Source organism: Paenibacillus sp. YIM B09110 (assembly GCF_037167145.1).
Taxonomy (GTDB): domain Bacteria; phylum Bacillota; class Bacilli; order Paenibacillales; family Paenibacillaceae; genus Pristimantibacillus.
This window is the reverse complement of the sequence record NZ_JBANSP010000005.1, coordinates 106,317-130,229: the sequence shown is the minus strand read 5'-3', so window position 1 is coordinate 130,229 and position 23,913 is coordinate 106,317. Positions and strand designations below refer to the sequence as shown.

The following is a 23,913-nucleotide window of genomic DNA, read 5'->3' as shown; positions in this document are numbered from 1 at the left end:
GCTTTCATCTTATTTCCTGGAGGAGTATGAACATGACTTATGTATGCAACCCGATCAATATGGAATATAAGTATCAGTTGACTGAAGCGAATGGCACAATGGTTACTTACAGAGAAGCAGCTGATCCGTCGTTAGTTCTATTCCAAGGCAAATATTATTTATTTCCTTCAATGACCGCAGGATTTCTGGCTAGCGACGATCTAGTGGACTGGACGTTCCATCCGCTGAATCATTTGCCGGTTTATGATTATGCTCCGGATGTTCGGGTCATAGGAGATTATCTTTATTTTTCCGCATCACATTTAACCAAGAATTGTTCCTTTTATCGAACGAAAGATCCGATTAGCGGTGAATTTGAGGAAATAGAAGGGACTTTCCCATTCTGGGATCCTAATCTGTTCGTCGACGACGATGGCAGGCTATACTTCTACTGGGGCTGCTCCAACCAGACGCCGATCTATGGGGTCGAACTTGATCTGAAGGATATGAAACCCAAAGGAGAGTCTATTGCTCTGATATCAGGCAACAATACGGTGATTGGGTATGAAAGAAAAGGCGAAAACCACATTCCTATATCGCAAGAAGAAATTGAGAGAATAGTGCAAGGGTATACACGCATGAATCCTGACATTTCGGAAGAGCAACAGAATATGATCCGAGTGGCCGTAGGGAATGATCCTTACATCGAAGGGGCATGGATGGATAAGCATAATGGGAGATATTATTTGCAATACTCAGCTCCGGGGACGGAATTTAACATATATGCTGACGGCGTTTACGTAGCGGATCATCCGTTAGGGCCGTTCACATTGGCTAACAATAATCCATATTCATATAAGCCGGGTGGTTTCATTCCGGGTGCAGGGCACGGATCGACCTTGGAGGATAAACATGGAAACCTATGGCATACCTCTACGATGCGCATTAGTCTCAATTATATTTTCGAAAGAAGAATAGGACTATGGCCTGCAGGCTTCGATCAAGACGGCGAGTTATTCTGCAATCAACGTTACGGGGACTGGCCACTCAAGATTGAACAGGCACAGTTAAATCCGTGGAACGATCCGGAATGGATGCTGCTATCCTACGACAAGCCTGCTAAGGCATCTTCCTCACTGGAAGGAAAAGACCCTTCGAATGCGACGGATGAGAATGTCCGGACCTGGTGGAAAGCAGCTTCTTCCGCATCCGGAGAATGGCTGGAAGTTGATCTGAACCGTGTATGCGATGTGCACGCCATACAAATCAATTTCGCTGATGATCAATTAAAGGTTGATCTTCCTGCCGGAGCTGTATTACAAGAAAGAAGATATATCGACGAACGTCGGCATTACACGAGATGGCTACTCGAAGGTTCGGTAGACGGCAAAACCTATTTCGTCATCGAGGATAAATCGGATGCCGAAACAGATTTGTCTCATGATCTCATTGTAAGAGAAGGCGGTATAAAGGCAAGGTATATCCGATGCACGGTGAAGGAGCTGCCTTTCGACCAACACGCATGTGTTTCCGGTCTGCGTGTGTTTGGGATCGGAGAAGGTACACTCCCTGAACAAACAAGCGGAGTCCAAACCGAACTTGTAAGCGAGCTCGATCTTTCCGTAACGTGGGGGAAAGACGAAGTGGTCGGATACAACGTGCTTTGGGGATTCGCGCCGGATAAGCTGTATCACAGTCATATGGTGTTTGGCGTTAATCAATTGACGATTAAAGCACTTGTCAAAGGACAGCCCGTTTATGTGAGAGTGGATGCTTTCAATGAAAGAGGAATAACCGAAGGGGAAGTATATAAAGCAGTCTGAGAGTGCCGAGAGGTTATTTGAAATTCAGGAGGAATGTACCAGTGTTAGGTAAATGGTATACAGTGGTGCCATCACAAGTGGGCAAATTAATACTAAAATTCACAATCCAAGAACACAATGACAGTATTGCGATTGAGCTTAGTACAGAACCTTTCCCTTTGGGGATAGCATTTGACCGTGTATCCGTGGAAGGGAATCGGATTATTGCTACGGGTAAGGCGAATGTGATGGAGGAAGTAGACGTATCGCTAGAGTTACACTTTACGGACAATCTGTTCAGCGGGTCTCTAGTGCTTCCACCATCTGGAACAATAACGTTTGACGGGCAACCTGGTGAGGGACCGCCCCTGTCTGAAGAGTTGATACAGGAGCTGGAGGTCTATCGGAAGAACCTTGTAATTGAACGAACGGATGCAGAAATTGCGGAGGAAGTAGAGAAGTTACTTCGCAAGATGTCCATTGAGGACAAGATCGGTCAGATGAGTCAATGTTTGTCGTCAAATTACTCCTTCGGCGACGATATTGCTTCTGAACCTTCGGAGAAGCTCGTCGAAGAGGGGAAGGCTGGTTCAATACTTGGCGCATTCGATATCGAACGCGTGTTTGAGCTGCAGCGTATCGCCGTTGAGAAATCGCCACACCGCATTCCGCTACTGTTCAATGCTGACATTATCCATGGTCATCAGACCATCTTTCCTGTACCACTTGCATGGTCGTGTAGCTGGGATATAGATGGTATCCGTAGCGCATGCGTAGTTGCAGCGAAGGAAGCGTCCGCGTCTGGTATTACGTACAATCACGGGCCGATGGTGGATATTACCCGTGACCCGAGATGGGGGCGTGTCGTAGAAGGCGCTGGTGAAGATCCATATCTTAGCGCGCGGATTGCTGAGGCACAGGTCCAAGGTTTCCAGGGCGATAGCTTATTCAGTCAAGAGACGATAATCGCTTGTCTGAAGCATTTCATTGGCTATGGAGCCGGGGAAGGCGGCCGCGATTACAATACGGTCGATATGTCAGAAGGAACACTTCGTAATGTCTACCTGCCACCGTTCCAAGCGGGAATTGAAGCAGGAGCGGGTTCTGTGATGAACTCATTCAATATTTATCAAGGGGTGCCAGTTGCAGGAAGTAAGTTGCTGCTCAAGGACTTGCTTCGGGATGAGCTTGGCTTCGATGGCATACTGATATCTGATTATGGCGCAATAGACGAGATTCGAATTCATGGTTGCGCCGAGGATGGGAAAGAAGCTGCACGCATGGCACTCGAAGCAACGATGGATATCGAGATGGTGACAAGAGCGTATGCAGACCATCTGCCACAATTAATTAAGGATGGTGTCTTGAAAGAGGAACAGTTGGATGATTCAGTACGCCGAATCTTGACTTACAAATATAAGATCGGAATCATGGACGACCCGTTCCGCTACATCCGACCTGAGAAAGAGAAGGAGTATCATTTCTCTCCCGATCATTTGCAGGAGAGCAGGGAACTTGCTCGCAAGTCAATCGTGTTGCTTAAGAATGACGGCGTGCTCCCGCTGTCACCGGCATCCGGTAAGGTCGCTGTTGTTGGTCCGTTCGCGAAAAGCAAAGACCTACTCGGTCCATGGCAGTTCTCGCGATATGGCAATGAAACAATAACGTTGGAGCAGGGCTTGCGAGACATTGTCGGAATAGAGGACTTACTTGTAACTGATGGCTGTTTGGTAGACAGCCAGATTGAAGGCGGCATTGAAGAAGCCGTCCGCATGGCGAAGGAAGCGGATGTTGTCATATTGGCACTAGGCGAGTCGAGTAACATGAGCGGTGAAGCGGCGTCCCGGATGGAAATCACGCTTCCGGACATTCAAAGAAAGCTGGCTGAAGAGATTGTGAACCTTGGCAAACCGACGGTACTTGTGTTAACGAATGGACGGCCAATCGTGCTTGATTGGTTCGATCAGCACGTGAACGCCATTGTGGAGACATGGTTCCTGGGTTCACAAGCAGGATGTGCGATCGCTGACGTGCTATATGGTTTGTATAATCCTTCGGGCAAGCTGACTATGAGTTTCCCGACCAGAGAAGGACAAATTCCGGTTTACTATAACCATTTTAATACAGGAAGACCTGTAACAGTGAAGAATAAAGACTCAAAGTACATTTCCAAGTATCTTGATGGAACAAACGAACCATTGTACCCGTTTGGCTATGGATTAAGCTATACAACGTTTGAGTATTCAGAACCCGTACTAAACAAGACGGTTATGACAGCTTCAGACACGCTTACGGTTCAAGTGAATGTTCGGAATACGGGAACGGTCGCGGGTGAAGAGATCGTACAACTTTACATTCAAGATTTGGTTGGATCTGTTGTAAGGCCGGTGAAAGAGCTAAAGGGATTTCAAAAGATCGCGTTGCAGCCAGGCGAGAGCAAGACGGTTGTTTTTATGATCTGCGAAGAAGATTTAAAATACTTTACGGCTGAACAGACGTACAAGGCGGAAACTGGCCATTTTCATGTATATGTCGGTTCAAGTTCGAGGAATGTTAAGCAGGCAAAATTCACATTGATATAATCACATGGGGTGAATATTCAATGGGAATGCCGGTGTGGGCTCAAAGTAATGCCATTGAGATTTTAAAATTAACGCAGGATGGATGGTGAAGGATACAGTGATTCGAATTTCATTCAATCACGATTGGACGGTAGGCAATAAATGCGGCTTTTTATCAGAAATGACGAGTACGCCGGTGCAGCCTAAGCCTGTTACTTTGCCGCATGACGAGATGATTGAAAGCAACAGGCGCAGGCCTCATCACTGTTAAGGTAACGGCGGAAGGCTGCGCTCCAAAATCAACGAAGATTAATGCAAAATAAAATGATAAATAAGAAATGATGAAGTTCTTGTCGCATCTTTCGAGGACGGCTACATTTTTGCGGATCAGTATATCTTTGGATTAAAATTTCAACTCATTAAAGCGGCAGACCAAATTCTGGTCTGCCGCTTTGTCATTAAACAGTTCAGTTCATAGGGCTTTTTTTCATCGTCTATGGCCGGTATGTATAGACACGAGTCCATGGTTTTTCTGTCTGCCAGTTATAGTTGCCTGTCACTATGAATAATACTTCCCCGTTCGGTCGTGTTTGTATTTTATCCTCTGTTACGTTTATATAAAAGCCTATGTTGGGATGGCTAAGCGCCGTGAATGCGCCAGTGTTGGCATCAAAGGCATACGTCTCCTGCTTGCCAAGCATCATGAATCGACCATCGAGTAATCGAGTCATGAGGAAGATCCCGTCCGAGCCCGGCGTCGCATACTCCTTGACTTGCCGCAGCTCCAAATCGTAAACGTATAATCTCGAATTAGCGTGTATGACTACTTTGGTCGAACTGACTGTTAGCACTTCAATAGTACCATTATTAACATCGTTTACTTCAGGGAGCTCAGCAGCAAACGGTTCCCATTTTTGCGTCTTGAAATCATAGACTTCCAAATCGGTTCCAGCTAATGTACGACCCCCAGCTACGAATACACGGCCATCGGGCAATTCCACACCTACCGGTGATAGGCGATGCTCGTTCATGTTCGATAACTTGGTCCATTTCTTCGCATACAAATCGTAGACATAAGCGTGGTTATAGCCCGAATTATCATCGGCTTCATCGCCAATGAACATAATTCTTCCCTTTGAAAGAGGTACGATACCGACATTCCTATCTAAATTCTCCGGTGCTTTCGGTAACAAGTACGACTTTTGCGTGTCGACATTTATTATTCGAAAGTTCGTCCCCCCATAACGAATAGGATCATTCTCTACTTGTAAAATGCCCCCGTTTAAGAGAGGAAATAGTTTGATAGCATCATGCACGATTAATAACGGTTTTCGTGTATATTGTTTTTTGGCTGGATCATATAAGAAAGAATCATTATAACCGGTCGTAAACAAACGCCCGTCCGACAATACCGTCGACCATGCCTCTTTCGAGGTTTGCTTATAATCCTTGAAGCTCCAGGCACCTTCCACCTTGCTGGATATCATGAGTGGAATGCGAACCGGCTCCGTGATTGCGGTCACAGGCGAATTGATAATCGTTCTTCTTCTGTTGTCTCCCCATCCCCATAATACGCCTGATTGATCGAGAGCATAATCGTTGGATATTTGAACAATATTCGTTAGCCCTTTCACCTTTACAGGAGTAGGATGTGGAGTAGAGCTTACAAGCGTGTATGGAAAATACCATATGTTCCAAGGGTCGTAGGAGTTCGATGTCTTCGCCCATACATCCGGTGTTGCGGGCGAACCATCACCTAGCTGCCCCCAAGTATTATCTCCCCATGTCCATACCGTTCCGTCCACGGCTAAAGCGCGCTTGTTTCCAATCGCTTTGATCTTAGGCAAGCCCTTTACCTTTACGGGAGTGCTGCGATCGATGGTCGTCCCGTCGCCCAAGTCGCCACTACCGTTATCCCCCCATGCCCACACTTGACCGTTACTATCCAGAGCAAAATCCGATAAAAAACCTGCATATACGGAAACAATATTTTTCAGCCCAGTTAATTTACTCCATTTATATCCATTGCTAAAATCTTGCTTCCCTACGGTGCCATCCTTGAAAACAACAAGCAGTTTTTCGTCACTGGAAGATATTTCTTTAACCTTAGTTTGAAAAACCTCGTTGCTTTCATATCGGAGCACGCCGTCTTTATCTATCGCATAAACTCTATCGTAATTCTGTGCGATGGCTGTTATTTTATTGAGCTTGGGAATCTGCATAGCTTTGGAGTAGTAAGAATCGAATTTCCAAACTGTGCCGTCTGCTTTAAGAGCGTAAGTACCGTAAATAGAGTTACCAAAGGACAACGATATAATATTATCAAGCCCTATCATCTGGTGCGATTTAACAGCGCCATACTCCCATACCTTTCCCTCTGTCGTAATCATTCTCGGAGCATAACCGCTAAAAATACTTTTGACCTTAAGTTCAGCTTGCGCACTTGTTTGGTCTGGTACAAATAACTGAACGGAGAGGATCATAAGTAAGGCCAACAGAGTAATCATAATCTTTTTCATCTATCATCATCTCGCCCTCTAGTCTATTTGGACTATTTTCCCATTAGAAATACTAACAGACAAGCAACAACCTGTCTATATTTCCATACCGGCGAGTAAGGCATATCGTTTTTCAACCAATAGGATGCAGCTAGGGGAATAGAAGGCGTAATCCGCGTAAACGAGCTTCGCGAGGGCATGAGCAACGTAATTAGCGATTTAAGATTTTTGCATTTGCCGTAAGCTTAGTCGTGCCATACTTCTGCCTCGTTTAAAATCAGATCCAATAGTTTGGGGAATCGGGCATGCAAATCTTCTTTTCTCAAAAAATAAATATGTTGCTTCCCTTCAATTCGGGGTTGAATTACTCCAGCCTCTCGTAAGATTTTTATATGGTGAGATAGCGTTGATTTTGGGATATGTCCTACCTCAAAAGCAGAACAGTTCTTCTCGCCTGTGGCGGCCAAACAACAAGCGATCTTCATTCTAATAGGGTCTCCAAGCGCATTAAAAACAGTCGTCAGATTTATTTCCGAAACATCAGGGATTTTTGGCATTTTCATAATTTAACGTTACCACAAGGGACTTATGGAATCAATGTTCGATTTTTTTCGAACTGAATATTGAAAGTGAGAAGGGAGTGTGTTAACATGTTCGTTATCAGTTCGATGAAATTCGAAATGTAATCACAGCTCTTTAGGAGGATTTTTATGACCACCACTTTAAATAACTATTTCCGATTATTTGACGCTTCACGTACAGAGAAACGAGCAATGGACGATTTACTTTCTATGTTTACACCAGATGCGGAAATAATTCTCAACGGGATAACTAAAAGAGGCATCGAAGGATTTATGAAAGCCTTTTATGAGTATAATAGCGATGTCAAACATATGTGGGACAAATGGGAACTGCAGTCGGACGGTAGCTATCGGACAAACTGGGCAGTTTGCGGCCAAGCGGTAGACGGTACGGTATATGCGAAAAAAGGTATCGATATAGCTAGGTTAAATGAAGAAGGAAAGATCGTGTATTTGGAGAATGTCCAAGAGGACAAGAATGCATTTAGCAAATATAAATGAGCTTTTACCTAAACCAAACGCACAAATGATGGCAATCTACATTTATTCTTTAAGGACTCCGTGGAAAAAACCGCGGAGTCCTTTTTTGCGTTCTTACTCCTTATAGAGCTTGCGATATTCAGTAGGCGACTTCCCGACTATTTTTTTGAAGACTGCGTGGAATGAACCGTTATCATGATAGCCGACGAGCTGCGATATCACACTGATTTTGTGCGAGGATTCACGTAATAGCTCACAGCTTTTTTGGATGCGGGTATTTTGCAAATACGATCTAAATGGTTGACCGAAATGTTTGAGAAACAGACGCTGTAGGTGCCTATTGCTCCATTTTGAATAATGGGAGAGGTCCGTCAAGGTGATGGATTCAGATAAATGTTGTTCAATAAAGTTTATTATTCCGGTGAAGTCGGCATTATCCGTTGTCGACTTTTCGTTAGTTGCGACCTTAAGCCTGTATACAAGAGTAATCAATTGGCTTAATAGTGCGTGGAGCATCGTTTTGGTACCGATACTTGGAACGGACATTTCGCGGTAGAGCGTACTCATCAGTCGCTCAATCGAGCCGTCTCTATCGAATACGGTGAAATAGGAATGCGTTTTATTTTCCAGCGTCGCTAGATGCTCAATAATCGAAGCATCCTCGATTTTCGAAGATAATAATTCAATCATTTGCTTATCAAATAAGCAATTATAGACGATTAGCGGTTCTTCGCTGTACTGAGGAGTGGATGGACGGAACACATGAGAAACGCCGATGGGTATGGCATACAACATGCCTTTATGCACGGGAAAAGTCTCATGTTCAATATGGTGAAATCCCTTTCCTTCAGCGACATAACAATACTCGATAAATTCATGAGAGTGAAAGGGAACGGTAAAGTCTTCTGCATAGCGGTTAATGTATAGATGCAAGTTGTTTTGCAAGAAAAACTCACTCTTGAAAAGTGCACTATTCCGATTCATTGGAAATTCACCTCTATTATTAAAATGACGCATTCACAGATATATTTTGTCCTGATTAGCACATATTTTGTCGATTTCAATCGTTATTATTATAAAGGAAGAGCAATGAAAAAATCTATACAGATCATTGATCGTGAGAGGAGTCACCGAGAGAAAAGATGAATGGCATATGGCGAAGATCGATATTAACAAAATTGTTCATGCTCTTTTGCTTGACGGTGTTGCCTACCTATGTGCTATCTGTCGTCCTATACAAATGGGGGACGGAGGAAGTTATCGAGAAAATCAACACGTCCTCTTATTCGCAGATGACGCAGTACATGGATCGGCTGGAGCAAGAGGTGCTGCGCATGCAGGCGATTCAATACGAATTTCTGAATGATAGGGACTTGGATCGATTGTCTACCATCGTCGATTATATGCCTTGGCTCGAGCAATTCTACGCGCTTAGGGGGTTAGGGCAACGGATCAATATGATCAAGAACAGCAGCGCTTACGCCAAGGATGTCAGTATTTTTTTGACGCGGGCGGGTAAAGTGATTTCGACCTCCGGGGGAATTAGTCCCCTTGAGGATGTGTCAGGGCTCGATATAAGGAATTTGGATCCGAGCTCTAAGTCTCTGGTCGCCTACCGCCAGGGAGAGTTGTACGTAGACTTCTATAATATCGTAACGGACTTCTCAGACACGAACCTGCCCTTGTTCAAAATCGAAATCATGCTGGACAAGGCCGTGTTTCAAGCCGACCTCGAGCACTTCGGAGGGGAAGAGGTTAACGTTCTCATGTTGTCGGATTCAAGCGCCAGCCGCGTTATCGGCAAGAGCAATATCGATGAGCCGAATCTGGCGGAGATGCTCGACGAGGCAAATAAACGTAAAGGAAATGGGGAGAAGCAAGGTTGGGTCGAACCGATTACGATTAACCAAATCGATTATTCGATGTTGGTCGTCAAGTCTGAAGAGCTGAACATGACGTTCGTTAAGTTCGTTCGCAAAGGTCAATATCTGGAATCGTTGGAGAAATACACGGCCTGGTTTTGGGCGTTTTCCGTTATATCGTTTCTAGCTATTTCAATGTTCATTATCTCGATGTATAAAGTAGTCTACAATCCGCTGCGCAAGCTGTCTTCGGCGTTCAAGCGGGTAGAGAGCGGCAATCTGAACATGACTATAACGGATTCCAGCAATAATGAATTCGGATTTATATATCGCTCCTTCAATCGGATGGTCCATGAGCTTAAGGTGTTGATTGAACAAGTGTACGAGCAGCGGATCTTAACGCAGCGGGCGCAGATGAAGCAGCTTCAGTCTCAGATTCATCCCCATTTTCTCTATAACAACTTTCAGATTATATACCGAATGGCGAAGCTGGAGGATCATGAGAATTTGGCTGATCTGTCGCTTAAGCTCGCGCAGTACTATCAGTACGTCACGCGCAACACAAGCGATGATGTACCGCTCGCCAGGGAAGTGGAATTCGCACGCATGTACGTCGATATTCAATCCGTCCGATTCCAGAATCGGCTCGTCGTGCAATTCGCGGAATTGCCCCCAGACTGTGGGCATATTATGGTGCCTCGCCTTATTTTGCAGCCGGTGCTGGAAAATACGTTCGAGCATGGGCTGAGGGACAAGGCGGCGGATGGCCGATTATCGGTTTCCTTTGAGATGGAAGATGAACAGTTCACGATCTCGATTGAGGATAATGGAGACGCTTTGACAAGCGAGGAGCTGCAGCGGCTGCAGACTCTGTTCAATACCAGTGGTTCGGCAGATGCGGAAGTAACAGGTCTGGTGAATATTCACCGAAGAATCCAGATTAAATTCGGCAAGACGAGCGGCATGCGGGCGACCCGCGGCAGTTCGGGCGGTCTGAAAATCACGATTGCGTTATCGAAGGAGGCGAATAACGATGTATAGGCTGCTCATCGTCGACGACGAGCCTGTCATTGTCGAGGGACTGTACCATTTATTCCAGCAGGTTACCGATATGGAGCTTGATATTATAACGGCTTATTCGGGCAACGAAGCGCTGGATTGGCTGAACCGTACGCGAATCGACATCGTGCTGTCAGATATTCAAATGCCGGGCTTGAACGGTATTCAGCTTATGGAGGAAATACAGCAACGCTGGCCGGCATGCAGAGTCGTCATGTTCACGGGATACAGTGATTTTGAATACGTATATCGTTCGATCCGGCATGAAGGCGTCCGTTACTTGCTCAAGAGCGAAGGTGACGACGTCGTATTAGATACGGTCAGAAAAATGGTTGCGGAGATCAAGGACAAGCTGAAGGCGGAACAATGGACGGAGCTCATCGAGAACCAAATGAGGAATGAGCTGCCCCTCTTGCAGAAGGAGTTCATCCTGGACGTTCTCTATGATCCCGCGACGGCAGAGGAACTGACGAATGGACAATTGGAACGTCTGAACATTTCGCTTAGCAGCGATCGTCACGTTATTCCGTTAATCGCACGTCTTGACCCTAGCGATAATCCAATCACCATGGATGAGCAGACGAGACAGCTGTATGCGCTTAAGCAAGCTCTCGAGCGATGTTTGGAGGAACGATTTCGTTTCGTTGCGATCTCGTTAAAACATACGTTTTGGTACGTAATTGTCCAGCCTATCGAACTTACGCCCGTTAGCGATGCCGCCTTGTATGTCAGGGAAGCTTTGGCTGTCGCGCAGCGTATCTGTTCGGAGTCGTTCGAGCTGTCCGTCTCGTTCGTCCATTCGGCAAATGAGGTGAGCTGGAAGGGGCTGGGACGTGCCTTTCCCTATATGAACGGGCTTCTTGATTACCGAATCGGACAGGAAAAGGAAGTGATTTTGTCCGAACCGTTGGAACAAGCGGACGTCTCGAAGGGACTTTCCGTGGAAAGGCTCAAGCTTGTGGAAGGTTATTTAATGAGCGGCAATGATAAAGGCTTTGTTGCATTCGTAGAAGAATGGATCGGCAATGAGGAAAGCTTTGGCGGAAGAGCAACGCAAGCGTATGCGGAAAATTACTATACGCTGATCGTTTATTTGCTTCAATCGTTTCAACGTTGGGGCTTAACGGAAAAGCTGTCTACGATCATCGATCTGCGTGCGTTGCTCCGATTGGACGGCTATCGTTCGTACGAGGACATGCTCGGCTTATTCCGTAGGCTGGGTGAAAGCGTCGTACGCCTCCGGAAGGATGAGGAGGCGGATCAATTGGAGCGGCCGATTCGATTTCTGCAGACCTATATGAAGGCACATCTGGCGCAGGATTTATCGCTGGTCAAGCTGGCGGAGCTCGTTCACTTCAATCCTTCATATTTATCCAGGCTGTTCAAACGAGTAACGGAGGAGAACTTATCGGATTACATCAACCGGATGCGGATCGAGAGAGCGATCGAGCTGCTGCTAAATCCCGACATGAAGGTCCAACATGCAGCGATGTCCGTAGGTTTCGTATCCGTTTCCTATTTCAATCGGGTATTTAAGAAGCTGGTGGGCAGTACGCCGCAGGCGTATAGGGACGCACACCAAAGCAAGTCAATATAGGAGAAGAAAACAGAGGCCAAGGTCAAGATCGGACGATATGAAAGCGTATTCCCAAGCGGGATAATAAAGGAGCAACATCATTCAAGAAAGCAAAACGATGGGGAGGTCGGAATAATGAAGATGAGAAAGAAGTCCGGCATATTGCTGCTTGTTGTTGTTCTGCTCGTTTCTTTGTTGGCTGCGTGCTCGAATAAAGCAGACAATGACGGCAAGAACACGGAGTCTGGCGAGCAAAGCGGCAGCGGGGCAAATGGGGCAAATGCACCAAGCGGAGAAGTAGAGGCGGGTGATCCTTTCGGAAGGTACGAGGAGCCGGTTGAGGTTACGTTCGCAGGTTATATCGACGATACGATGCAAAAGAATTTGCTCGTAGACGGCCTTTCTTACGAAGACAACCAATGGACAAAAATTATTGAAGAGAAGCTCAACATCAAAGTGAAATACAAGTGGATTTCCAAGACGGGAGAGCAGTCTGCGCAGAAAATGAACCTCGCGCTCGCATCGGGAGACATTCCCGATATACTCGTGCTTGATCCCGTGCAGCTCAGCCAAGCGGCACGCGCCGATATTTTGGCAGATATAGGCCCTTACATGGAGCAATATATGTCGCCTGAAGTGAAGGGACTTGTGTCGCAGATCGGAGAATCGGCGAAACAGGCGGCCACCTTCGACGGCAAAGTTCTAGGCTTCCCGAGCACGAATGACCTTGCTCCGGAAACCGGATTCCTATGGTTACGGACCGACTGGCTGAAGAAGCTGAACCTGGAGCTGCCGAAGTCTTGGGCGGATGTCAAGGCGATCAGCAAGGCGTTCGCTACGCAGGACCCGGATGGGAACGGCAAAAATGATACATTCGGGCTTTCTCTTAGCAATGACTACAACACGATCGAAGGCGTAATGAACGGCTTCCATGCCAATACGAAAATATGGGTGGAGAAGGACGGCAAGCTGGAGTTTGGAGGCATTCAGCCCGAAGCGAGAGCTGCTTTGGCCGAGCTGGCCGACATGTACAAAGCCGGAGAGATCGATAAGGAATTCGGTCTTAAGGGCGGCGACAAAATCGCTGAAGGTGTAGCGAATCAGCAGATCGGAATGACATACGGCCCGTTCTATCTGTCCCTTCATCCGCTTGGCGAGGCGCTGAAATCGAATCCGGATGCGGATTGGACACCGGTCTTGATTCCATCTATCGACGAGAAGCCGGTTACGAGCACCTTCACGCTCGGCTACGGCAGCTTCATCACGGTACGGAAAGGCTTCGAGCACCCGGAAGCGCTAATCAAGCTGCTTAACCTCTATTACAAAATGTATACCGAGGATTATAACCAGTACGGTGTCAGCGAGAACGGCAAAGAAAATTGGAGGCTCTCGCCTGTCGAGATTCGCGATGTATCGAAAAACGTCAATACGTACCTGGCGATCAAGGATGCTGTTGCAAGCGGCGATACGAGTAAACTGATCGGCGAACAAAGGGCGATGTTCGACAACGTGGACAAATTCCTGAAAGGCGACGCGTCCATGTGGGGCTGGAACAAAGTGTTCGGAGAAAACAGCACGGAAGCGGGCATCAAGCAGTTGATGGACAACAAGCAGTATGTTCAAGATAAGTTTGTAGGCTCGCCAACGAAGACGATGATTACGACGATGTCAACGCTGAACAAGCTTCGCGAGGAGACGTTCTACAAAATCATTATGGGCAACTCGCCGGCCGACGAATTCGAAGCTTTCGTGCAAAGCTGGAAGAAGCTTGGCGGCGAGCAAATTACGAAGGAAGTCAACGAGTGGTACGACGGCGTAAAGTAACGAATCAATAGCGATCAAGGTCTAAGCAGCGGTAGTTAGCCGGGTACTATGGCGCTTCCCTGCTTAGACGATCGCGTTATGACAATCAACCGAGGGGGACGATTATGAAGGGCTTCAGAAGTTCCAATACCTTTCCGCTGCATATGATGCTTCTGCCCGCTGTCCTGCTTGTGCTCATTTACAGCTATGGCCCGATGATTGGCGTGGCCATTTCATTCCAGGATTTCATTCCTGCGAAGGGGTTGTTCGGCGAGCAGGACTGGGTCGGATGGGACAATTTCAAATACGTATTTAATATGCCGAATTTTATGCAAGTCATTATGAACACGATTACGATCGCTTTATTCAAAATCGTGCTTATCCTCATCGTTCCGATTTTGTTTTCGCTGCTGATTAATGAAATCAAAGGAAAGACGCGCAAGAAGCTGGTACAGACAAGCATTTATCTTCCCCATTTTCTCTCATGGGTCATACTGGCGGGCATTTTGCTTGATGTTCTGTCTCCTTCCACGGGCATCATCAACAAATTTTTGTCCGTTCTCGGCATCGAGCCTATTTTTTTCCTTGGAGACAACAATTGGTTTCAATTCACCATTATTACTTCGGATATTTGGAAAGAGTTCGGTTTCAGCACCATCATTTATTTGGCTGCCATTACGGGAATCAATCCGTCGTATTACGAGGCGGCCGTTATTGACGGAGCTAACCGTTACCATATGATGCGGTACATTACGCTGCCTGCCATCTCCTATGTCATCGTTCTGCTTGGGGTGCTAAGCCTGGGCAATGTGCTCAATGCGGGCTTTGACCAAATCTTCAATCTGTATAGTCCGCAGGTATACGAGAGCGGCGATATTTTGGACACCTTTGTATACCGATTCGGACTAATGGACGCACAATTTGGTCCGGCTACCGCCGTAGGATTATTTAAATCGGTTGTTTCCTTTGTTTTTATTACGGTGTCCTATTGGATTGCCGTGCGCTTCGCTAACTATCGCATCTTCTAACGGGAAGGGAGGAAACTCCAATGAACCTATTCAGCCGAAAAAAGCTAAAAGCTTTCGATGTATTCAACGGGTTGTTTCTAACGGCGGCGGTGCTGCTATGCGTATTGCCATTCGTTCATATATTGGCCGTCTCGCTTAGCTCGAGCACGGCTGCTACGAAAGGAGTCGTCACTTTTTGGCCGGTCGAATTCAATTTGTATGCCTATAAATTCGTATTAGGCCGAGTCGACTTTTGGAGGGCCATGTACGTATCCTTAGAGCGTATATTGATTGCCGTGCCGATCTGCATGCTGCTTACTGTTCTTGTGGCGTATCCGTTATCTAAGGATCACTCCATCTTGAAATCGCGTTCGGCATATGTCTGGTTTTTCTTCTTCACGACCATATTTAACGGGGGCCTTATTCCCACTTACTTCATTGTCAAAGAGACGGGACTTATGGATTCCGTTTGGTCGCTCGTATTGCCGGGCGCGGTGCCTGTATTCAACATCATCGTATTGCTTAACTTCTTCCGTCAGTTGCCGAAGGAGATGGACGAAGCTGCCGTCATGGATGGAGCGGGACACTGGACCGTGCTGTGGAAAATATACGTCCCTACCTCGATGCCGTCGCTCGCGACGCTGCTGTTGTTCGTCATCGTATTTCATTGGAATTCCTGGTTTGACGGGATGATCTATATGAACGATCCGATGCATTTTCCAATGCAAACGTATTTAAGGACCGTCGTCACGATGCCGGATCTAAGAAACGTAACGCTCGAAGATTTGGAGAATTTGAAAAACCTATCGGAGCGGACGGTCAAAGCATCGCAAATTCTTGTAGGCGCGCTACCGGTATTGATTACTTATCCGTTCCTGCAACGGTATTTTGTAAAAGGCATGGTTATCGGCAGTGTTAAAGGGTAATCAAACGCCGTCTTAAACGAAAAGCGGGGGGAGAAATCTAAGCAATGATTCTATCTAATTTATTAGTGCAATATTTGGAAAATCCAATCGGCCTGGAGAGCAAGAATCCTTTGCTTAGCTATACGCTGACGTCGGACGTCTCTCATCAAGCGCAAACGGCTTATCGCATTCTAGCCGCTTCGACACAGGAGCATCTACGGCAAGAAGTTGGCGATGTATGGGATTCCGGGAAAGTATTCGATTCAAGACCTTTCGCGATCGAATATGCGGGCAAACCGCTGATGTCCAGACAACGAGTGTTTTGGACAGTGAAAGTATGGGATAAGGACGACATCGAGTCCGAGTGGAGCGAGATCGCGGTTTGGGAAATGGGACTGCTTGATGAGTCGGATTGGACCGCTAACTGGATCGGGCATGGGGACGGCATGAACGCGAATCCGTCCGCGGCGCCGCAGGTTGCGTATGACTTCGAGCTGAAGAGCGAACGGAAGATTGCTCACGCGCGTGCCTATATAAGCGGTTTGGGACTATTCCATGCCACGTTAAACGGCCAGCGGCTGGACGATGCATTCTTTCATCCTGGCGAAAGCGATTATTCGCAGACCGTTTATTATGAAACCTTCGATGTGACGAACATGCTTCGACGCGGCTCGAATGCGATAGGCATCGTCATCGGCAACGGACAATACGTCAATTTCAAGATAAATCCGGTCATGACGCTTGAGGATGGGACGGAAGCGCCCGAGCATCGGTATCAGAAAAGTGACAGCGGCTATACGAGGGAAGGGATCTACGGGGAGAAGAAGGTGCTCGCTCAATTGGAGGTCACCTACGACGACGGGGTGGTCGAGATCGTTGCGGCAACGGACGAGAGTTGGAAGCTGACGGACAGTCCGATTACGTTCAATAACTGGTATGGCGGCGAAGATTACGATGCCACGGCAGAATTGGAAGGCTGGGACTTACCGGGCATGGACCGAAGCGGTTGGAATGATGCGGTCATCATGAAGAAGCCTCTGGGGACATTAAGGGGAAGAGAATTTCTTCCTATAAGGATGATAGAGAAGTTTCCCGCCGCTTCCGTTACGAAGCTGGATAACGGCAATTGGCTCGTCGATATGGGGAGAAACGTAGCCGGATTTCCGGAGCTCGTTCTCCGCGGTACGACTGCGGGCGATCACGGGACCGTTATCTCCATGTATCCGGCGGAGATGCTGAACGAGGAAGGAACAGGCGTCGATCAAGCTTCTTGTACGCAAAGCGAGTCAAAGAAATATAACTGCAGCATTATAAATCGGTATACCGTGAAAGGCGTTGGAGAGGAAGCTTGGCATCCGATCTTTTGTTATCAGGGCTTTCAATTTGTAGAAGTATCGGGATTTCCAGGTGAAGCAACCATAGATAACTTCAATTGCTGCGTACTAAGAGCGGCCAACGAGAAGACGGGGACGTTCGAGACTTCCGATTCGGTTTTGAACAGGATTCATGAATTAACGGAGCGTTCGATTGAAAGCAACATGTATTTTTCATTTACGGACTGCCCGCAAATCGAGAAGTTAGGTTGGCTGGAGACGTCGCATCTCATGTTTCGTTCGATTACTTCCGGGTACGATATCCGGACATGGATTCCAAAGATTACGCAGGATATGATTGATGCGCAAACGACCGAGGAAGATAATCGTAACGGAGATCCGGAAGGCAAGGGGTATGTACCTGCCATAGCGCCCGAATATTATCGGATCGTCGGACTTCACAGAGACCCGAACTGGGGCGGCGCTTGTATTCTGACCCCGTGGGAGTACTATCAAATTTACGGTGACGTCACCCTGTTAAGAAGAGCTTACAAGACGATGACAACGTATCTGGATTATTTGGAAACACATACGCAAGATTCGCTTCTGATCGGTTATGCGCAGATGGGGGATTGGGGGCAGTTGAACGAAAGCACTCCGACCGTATTGGTGGAAAACTGCGCCTATTACTACATGTTAAGCATCATGGTTCGCATCGCGGAGCTGACCGGGCATCACGAGGATACGGCGATTTACCGGTTGAAAGCGGATGAGGTTCAGCGTAAATTCCACAGCCACGCAGATTGTTATCAACCGGAAAGCCGACATTACGGAAATGACAGTCAAGCGAGCTACGGCTGTGTTCTCTTCAGCGGCATCGTATGGAAGGAAAATATTGATACTGCCGTGACGTTTCTGAAAGAAGCGGTTCGGCGCAGGGATGATCATCTCTCCTCTGGGGAAGTGGGATTGAAACAGGTATTCGCCACGTTAGGCCGTTATGGTGCAAGCGATGTCGTCTATCGCATGGTCACGAATGATACGCAGCCAAGCTACAAATACTTTGTCGATAACGGATTAACCACGCTTCCGGAATATTGGAATTATCAAGAATTATGGCACGGCACGATGGTCCGCTCCAGAAATCACGCGATGATGGGGCATGTGAAGGAATGGCTGACCTCTTATGTTCTGGGCATCCGGCCAGAGGAGCCGGGGTATCGGAGGTTGATTATTGAACCGTCGTTAACCGACCTCATCGAAACAGTGAAAGGCAGCATATGGAGTCCTTATGGTCTTATTCGCGTGGAATGCGTTCGCAATGATGCCGGTATAACGTTAGATGTTGAGATTCCGGTTGGAGCGACGGCCGAGATTAGACTGCCTTTCATTCCAGCGGAGCAGTCAGCGATAGGGTCAGGAAAGTTCCGGTTCTCCATCAAGACCGATGGGGTAACGAACAGTTCCTTATTATAAGCAGTCAAACGAGGAGTCTAGGGGATTAGCTGCCTTCTTCATCGTGAAAAAATAAGAGAACGACCAAGCAGACGAGAGGGACCTTGTTCCTCTCGTCTGTTTTTTTGATCTACCTGTTTTGTCAATAGAGGTTGCGCCATGCTGGACAAGGGGCGTCCTTCAGTCATCTATCGATGATTTTTTGGGACAGCCCCTTTGTATTAGGGGGGATCATGACTGAAAATTAAAAGAAAAATGTCGGATTGATGATAGTGAGCGACTTGCGGTTTAGGTATGATGTATGAATAAAGAAACGTAAGGGGAAAGATTTAATAATTGGCAGATCGTAGCGTTCAATACGAGGATGGGCTGCTACTTGTATTTGTTACTAGGTTTAGGAGGCAAAAGAAATGTTTCGGTTATTGATCGTAGATGATGAAGCCATTATCGCAAACGGCATCAAGTCCAGCGTCGAATGGAGAAAGCTGGGCATTGACAGAGTAGAGACGGCTTATAATATGCGTCAAGCGAAAGAGGCTTTTGATTCGGAATCGTTCGACGTGATGATCTGCGATATCGAGATGCCGCAAGGTACGGGCTTCGACTTGTTTTCTTGGGTACGAGAGAATCATCCGAAGACGGAGTGTATTTTTCTTACATGTCACGCGGAATTTGCCTATGCTAAGAGGGCGGTACAGCTTGGAAGCCTGGATTATCTCTTGAAGCCGGTTCCTAGGGAGGAATTGGAAAAGACGATAGACAAGGCGCTTGAGAAAATTCGTCGGGTACGGAATGATGCCGCTAAATTGCTGGAACATTTTTGGTCTGAGGTACTTCGTCAGGAAATACCGGCACGCGTAGATCAAATCTTGGAGCAAGCAAAACGGCACCACCTCCCCTATACAGAAAAAACGATGTTACTGCCTGTGCTTTTCCATCTTGATTATTGGGACAAAAAGCTTGGTCCGCGCGATGAACATATTATGTTTTATGCATTACGGAACGCCTTGGAGGAGCTCGTTTTGATTCATTACGAAGGCTCCCAAGCGGTCTACTTAGGTGATGGCGTCATCGCTGTTATTGTCCCGTCTGAAAGCAAATCGGATCTTCTTGAGGAAGGATTTCGTTTGGGAATACAGGAACGTTGCGCAGCTTATATACAAGCTTGCAATATGTACTTCTATTGCCATCTTTCGTGTTATGTAGGCGATGTAGCCACCATAGATCGGTTGGCCGTCATGTACAATTTGCTCGCCGAAACCCAGCGTAACAAACTGAATACGACCGATCGGGTGCTGGTCCTTAACGAGATGCCGGAAAAGGAGCTGGAGATTTCAAGTCCGAATATGAAGGTTTGGTCTGAGATGCTTCGGAGGTTGGAGAAAGAGCGGATGCTCCAAGCCATGCTGGCGCATTTGGAGGTATGGAAGAACCTTGATCATTTAGATGTGAAGCGGGTTCAATTTTTTTACCAGGGCGTCCTTCAGTTGGTGCTTCACACGTTGCAGGAGACAGGCTTAAGAGCAGAGGATATTTTACACGAGCATCTGGCACCCGAAAGGGCGATGGTCGCGACACGTTCGGTCAGAGATTTGCAACATTGGGTAAGCGAGGTCATCGAAATCGCCGTATCCAGCATGGAAGCTCTGGAATCGAATGAAACGATCGTAGAAAGGATACGACGGTATATTGCGCTGCACTTGGACGAGGAGCTCTCCAGGCAGTATATTGCGGACCATGTCGGGTTAAGTCCCGATTATGTCGTTAAACTATTCAAGAAGGAAGTGGGTTTGTCGATCACAGACTATATTTTAAAGGAGCGTCTGTCTCGGGCGAAAGAGCTTCTGCTGAGATCGGATATGTCGATAAGCGATGTTGCGTTGTCGGTCGGCTACCCGAATTTTTCATATTTCTCGACGCTGTTCCGCAAAGAATCATCGATGACGCCTCAGGAATTTCGCAAGCAGAATACCTGACGGGAATTATGGAATTTGGAATTTTGAGAGCGTTTCGCACTCCTAATAGTGGACTAAGGAGAAGCATTATGTGTTACTCTATTGAACACTTTTACGGGTGCTTTTTGCGTTGACGATCAAGGGAGGAGAAAGACATATGAACAAGAAGACGGGCAAACCCTTTGTCAATTCGATTCGATTTAAGCTGATTGCCGGATTAATCATTTTAATGCTCCCGATTGTGACGTACCTTATCTATAACAACGTTTACTCCATCAAAGTGGTCAGAAACCAGGTCGCCGCTTCGATTAGCAGCACCGTGAGCTTATATATTAATATCGTGGATCAAACTTTGGATTCCGTTGATGATTATTTAGTACGGTTAATTATGGAGGAGAGAGGTTTTCTGCCGCTTGAGAAGGCCGCTTCCAAGGACCTTGATACCTATCAATTGGAAAAATACCGCGTATTCAAAAAGATGGATGATGATATGGTTTATAATCAAGCGCTTGATTTTACCTTTATCTATAATACGTCTAACGACGATATGTTGTTTGTACCGAATCGGCAAAAGGCAAGAACGGATACGCCAAATTGGGATGAGGTACGGAATCCCTTAACCGAGATGACCCGTTCGCACCCGCTGGAGGAGGCGTTCGGGAATTCATGGTTCGACATTAAACTCGGAGATGACTTCTATGTCATGCGCGTGATGAGGTCAGGCAAGCAATATATAGGAATGGGGATTAATATCGATCTCCTGCTAAGCCCAATGGACCTATTGAATCTTGAGGGCGGAGCGCAAGTCGTATTCACCAACGAGCGGAATGTGCCTCTTGGGGATGAGCGGTTTTTTACTGAACATGATATAGATTTAGCTTTCCAAAGCAAAGAATATAGGCTAACCGGGGAAAATAAGAATTATCTCATCGTTGGGGATACATCTTCCAAAGGTCCCTTTCATTTGGTGACGTTAGTGCCGGATGATCTGATTCTTGAACAGCTGCCCTATTTATTGCGAATCACCTACTTGATTGCCGGTGTTTCTATATTAAGCATCGCTTTTGCTCTATATGCGCTGCGAAAGGTTGTACTGTTGCCGATTCATCGGACTCTCGTTGCCATGCGCAAGGTTAAGGAAGGTTTCTTGGATGCACGGATACCCTCCGTTCGTTCTTCCAACGAGTTCGAGTCGATGGGCGATACCTTCAACGGGATGGTAGCTGAAATTCAACAGTTGAAGTTCGACATTTACGAGGAGCAGCTCATGAAACAGAAAGCGGAGCTTCGGCAGCTTCAACTGCAAATTAACCCTCACTTTTTTTTGAATTCCCTTAATATCGTTTACTATCTGGCCTTGGATAAGAAGTTTTCTTTAATCCAAGAGCTTTCTTTGTTATTGATTCAATATTTTCGATTTATGTTTCAAAGCGGCGCGGACTTCGTTTCTCTTCAGGACGAAATCAAGCATACCGTCAATTACTTGCGAATTCAAAGTTTTCGTTTCCCCGGCAGCCTGACCTATGAAGTGGATTTGCCGGAGAAGCTGAATTCCGTTTCTTTGCCGCCCCTTGTCATTCAGACGTTTGTTGAGAATTCAATAAAGTATGCAATCGATACCGATCGGCAAACACATATCGAAATTTCAATCCGGGAATCCTCACACGATGAAATGAGTATCCGAGTTAGGGATACAGGTCCTGGATTTCCAGTGGAGTGGCTTAACAAGCTGCAGCAAAATATAAATCCGATGTCCGATCAAGGGGAACAGATCGGGATATGGAACGTGAAACGCAGGCTTGAATTGCTTTACAACGATCGAGCAACGATTCATTTCAGCAACCAAGACGGAGCGATTGTAGAACTTACTATGCCAATGAAGAAAGTGTAGTAATCACCTCCTGTCTACGCTAATTCGATAATAACGGATAATCAAAAGAACAATGTCGGGTTAGTGAAAGTAAGCCCAACGCGGTTCCGTTATGATGGATTCATGACGAGGCTTACATGAGTAGGATTAGGAGGCGAGAGCGATGCGAATTGGTGCTATTGAAGCAGGAGGAACAAAGTTTATCTGCGGAGTAGGCAACGAAAGAGGAGACATTCTCGAAAAAATCAGTTTCCCGACTACAAGTCCTGAAGAGACTCTTGGTCGAACTGTCGATTACTTGAAAACGCGGCAGGTTGAAGCGATTGGCGTGGGGTCATTCGGTCCAATCAATCTGCAAAAAAGCAGTCCCAAATACGGCTTTATTACCACGACGCCCAAATCAGGATGGTCCGATTGCAATGTGATAGGCATGTTAAGCCATCATTTTAAGGTCCCTTTCGGTTGGGATACGGATGTGAATGCGGCAGCCTTGGGGGAAGCCACGTGGGGAGCGGCAAAGGGATTAAATAACTGTGTTTATTACACGATCGGCACGGGGATTGGTTTAGGTGTTTATATAGAAGACCGTCTTGTTCACGGATTAATGCATCCGGAAGGCGGGCATATTGCCATAAAACGTCACGAGTCGGATTCTTTCAACGGGAACTGTCCGTATCATCAAGACTGTTTGGAGGGAATGGCGGCAGGACCTGCTATCGAGGCAAGATGGAACCGAAAGGCCGAACAATTACCCGAAGATCATGCCGCTTGGGATATGGAAGCTTATTATATTGCTCAGGCCCTTGTAAATATGATCTTAACATTGTCGCCAGAGAAAATAATTTTGGGCGGCGGAGTGATGAAGCAATCGCAACTTTTTGCTTCGATTCATAAACATGTACAACATATGCTTAACGGGTATTTAAATATCGACGCGATTGCTTCCGGGATTGATCGGTATATTGTTCCGCCTGGACTGAAGGAGAATGCCGGTATATGCGGCGCCCTGGCTCTAGGCATTCAAGCTTTAAAGGATGCAAATAAATGAAGCAATGAACTTTATAATTCATAGAACTGAAAATCAAAAGTCGCATAGCTGAATATTGAAAGCGCGTACCTCCCCTAATAGCGGACAATGGAGTGGCAACAAGCGGTCCAATTGAAAACTTATGGAGGAGGTTAAGGGTCGACAACGCGGTCATGCAAG

Annotated in this window: 15 protein-coding genes; 12 read left to right on the top strand and 3 right to left on the bottom strand. The window is 46.6% G+C overall.

What is annotated here, in order from left to right:
* The first annotated feature begins 32 nt into the window (after nt 1-32).
* Entirely contained in the window at nt 33-1,802 is a 1,770-nt protein-coding gene (locus tag V8F51_RS09395) for a family 43 glycosylhydrolase (protein ID WP_337099936.1), read from the top strand.
* Nucleotides 1,803-1,843: 41 nt separating this feature from the next.
* Nucleotides 1,844-4,363, top strand: a complete 2,520-nt coding sequence (locus tag V8F51_RS09390; RefSeq protein ID WP_337099935.1) for a glycoside hydrolase family 3 N-terminal domain-containing protein — start codon at nt 1,844-1,846, stop codon at nt 4,361-4,363.
* A gap of 473 nt (nt 4,364-4,836) precedes the next feature.
* Here the strand turns inward: V8F51_RS09390 and V8F51_RS09385 are convergent, their stop codons facing one another.
* Nucleotides 4,837-6,861 (bottom strand): kelch repeat-containing protein, encoded by a 2,025-nt coding sequence (locus V8F51_RS09385; RefSeq protein ID WP_337099934.1) that lies wholly within the window; start codon nt 6,859-6,861, stop codon nt 4,837-4,839.
* Between the two features lie 224 nt (nt 6,862-7,085).
* Nucleotides 7,086-7,403 carry an ArsR/SmtB family transcription factor gene (locus V8F51_RS09380; protein WP_337099932.1) on the bottom strand — a complete coding sequence of 106 codons (318 nt, stop codon included), beginning with the start codon at nt 7,401-7,403 and terminating at the stop codon, nt 7,086-7,088.
* 147 nt (nt 7,404-7,550) lie between these two features.
* Here V8F51_RS09380 and V8F51_RS09375 point away from each other — a divergent pair, with 147 nt between their 5' ends.
* Nucleotides 7,551-7,922 (top strand): nuclear transport factor 2 family protein, encoded by a 372-nt coding sequence (locus V8F51_RS09375; protein ID WP_337099931.1) that lies wholly within the window; start codon nt 7,551-7,553, stop codon nt 7,920-7,922.
* Between the two features lie 93 nt (nt 7,923-8,015).
* On the opposite strand, the gene V8F51_RS09370 is transcribed toward V8F51_RS09375, so the two are convergent.
* Nucleotides 8,016-8,885, bottom strand: a complete 870-nt coding sequence (locus V8F51_RS09370) for an AraC family transcriptional regulator (protein WP_337099930.1) — start codon at nt 8,883-8,885, stop codon at nt 8,016-8,018.
* A gap of 158 nt (nt 8,886-9,043) precedes the next feature.
* Between V8F51_RS09370 and V8F51_RS09365 the strand changes: the two genes are divergently transcribed.
* From V8F51_RS09365 to V8F51_RS09325, 9 genes are all read left to right on the top strand, one after another.
* Nucleotides 9,044-10,804: a sensor histidine kinase gene (locus V8F51_RS09365; protein ID WP_337099929.1), complete on the top strand. Its 1,761-nt coding sequence runs from the start codon at nt 9,044-9,046 to the stop codon at nt 10,802-10,804.
* Nucleotides 10,797-12,419: a response regulator transcription factor gene (locus tag V8F51_RS09360; protein ID WP_337099928.1), complete on the top strand. Its 1,623-nt coding sequence runs from the start codon at nt 10,797-10,799 to the stop codon at nt 12,417-12,419. Before V8F51_RS09365 ends, V8F51_RS09360 begins: the two co-directional genes overlap by 8 nt.
* 114 nt (nt 12,420-12,533) lie before the next feature.
* Nucleotides 12,534-14,222, top strand: coding sequence for an extracellular solute-binding protein (locus V8F51_RS09355; protein WP_337099927.1), 1,689 nt, complete (start codon nt 12,534-12,536; stop codon nt 14,220-14,222).
* Between the two features lie 104 nt (nt 14,223-14,326).
* Nucleotides 14,327-15,229, top strand: a complete 903-nt coding sequence (locus tag V8F51_RS09350; protein ID WP_337099926.1) for an ABC transporter permease — start codon at nt 14,327-14,329, stop codon at nt 15,227-15,229.
* A gap of 20 nt (nt 15,230-15,249) precedes the next feature.
* The gene (locus tag V8F51_RS09345; protein ID WP_337099925.1) at nt 15,250-16,134 is read left to right on the top strand and encodes a carbohydrate ABC transporter permease; all 885 of its coding nucleotides are present in this window, start codon (nt 15,250-15,252) and stop codon (nt 16,132-16,134) included.
* Nucleotides 16,135-16,178: 44 nt separating this feature from the next.
* Nucleotides 16,179-18,902, top strand: a complete 2,724-nt coding sequence (locus V8F51_RS09340; protein WP_337099923.1) for a family 78 glycoside hydrolase catalytic domain — start codon at nt 16,179-16,181, stop codon at nt 18,900-18,902.
* 389 nt (nt 18,903-19,291) lie between these two features.
* The gene (locus V8F51_RS09335; RefSeq protein ID WP_337099922.1) at nt 19,292-20,857 is read left to right on the top strand and encodes a response regulator; all 1,566 of its coding nucleotides are present in this window, start codon (nt 19,292-19,294) and stop codon (nt 20,855-20,857) included.
* Between the two features lie 136 nt (nt 20,858-20,993).
* Nucleotides 20,994-22,727: a sensor histidine kinase gene (locus tag V8F51_RS09330; RefSeq protein WP_337099920.1), complete on the top strand. Its 1,734-nt coding sequence runs from the start codon at nt 20,994-20,996 to the stop codon at nt 22,725-22,727.
* A 142-nt stretch (nt 22,728-22,869) separates the two neighbouring features.
* Nucleotides 22,870-23,754, top strand: a complete 885-nt coding sequence (locus tag V8F51_RS09325) for an ROK family protein (RefSeq protein ID WP_337099919.1) — start codon at nt 22,870-22,872, stop codon at nt 23,752-23,754.
* Nucleotides 23,755-23,913 lie beyond the last annotated feature (159 nt).

Bases quoted from the DNA above. Each gene is read 5' to 3' on its own strand.
- V8F51_RS09370 (WP_337099930.1), bottom strand. From the start codon at position 8,885: ATGAATCGGAATAGTGCACTTTTCAAGAGTGAGTTTTTCTTGCAAAAC.
- V8F51_RS09355 (WP_337099927.1), top strand. From the start codon at position 12,534: ATGAAGATGAGAAAGAAGTCCGGCATATTGCTGCTTGTTGTTGTTCTG.
- V8F51_RS09365 (WP_337099929.1), top strand. From the start codon at position 9,044: ATGAATGGCATATGGCGAAGATCGATATTAACAAAATTGTTCATGCTC.
- V8F51_RS09345 (WP_337099925.1), top strand. From the start codon at position 15,250: ATGAACCTATTCAGCCGAAAAAAGCTAAAAGCTTTCGATGTATTCAAC.
- V8F51_RS09395 (WP_337099936.1), top strand. From the start codon at position 33: ATGACTTATGTATGCAACCCGATCAATATGGAATATAAGTATCAGTTG.
- V8F51_RS09375 (WP_337099931.1), top strand. From the start codon at position 7,551: ATGACCACCACTTTAAATAACTATTTCCGATTATTTGACGCTTCACGT.
- V8F51_RS09340 (WP_337099923.1), top strand. From the start codon at position 16,179: ATGATTCTATCTAATTTATTAGTGCAATATTTGGAAAATCCAATCGGC.
- V8F51_RS09325 (WP_337099919.1), top strand. From the start codon at position 22,870: ATGCGAATTGGTGCTATTGAAGCAGGAGGAACAAAGTTTATCTGCGGA.
- V8F51_RS09360 (WP_337099928.1), top strand. From the start codon at position 10,797: ATGTATAGGCTGCTCATCGTCGACGACGAGCCTGTCATTGTCGAGGGA.
- V8F51_RS09350 (WP_337099926.1), top strand. From the start codon at position 14,327: ATGAAGGGCTTCAGAAGTTCCAATACCTTTCCGCTGCATATGATGCTT.
- V8F51_RS09380 (WP_337099932.1), bottom strand. From the start codon at position 7,403: ATGAAAATGCCAAAAATCCCTGATGTTTCGGAAATAAATCTGACGACT.
- V8F51_RS09385 (WP_337099934.1), bottom strand. From the start codon at position 6,861: ATGAAAAAGATTATGATTACTCTGTTGGCCTTACTTATGATCCTCTCC.
- V8F51_RS09335 (WP_337099922.1), top strand. From the start codon at position 19,292: ATGTTTCGGTTATTGATCGTAGATGATGAAGCCATTATCGCAAACGGC.
- V8F51_RS09330 (WP_337099920.1), top strand. From the start codon at position 20,994: ATGAACAAGAAGACGGGCAAACCCTTTGTCAATTCGATTCGATTTAAG.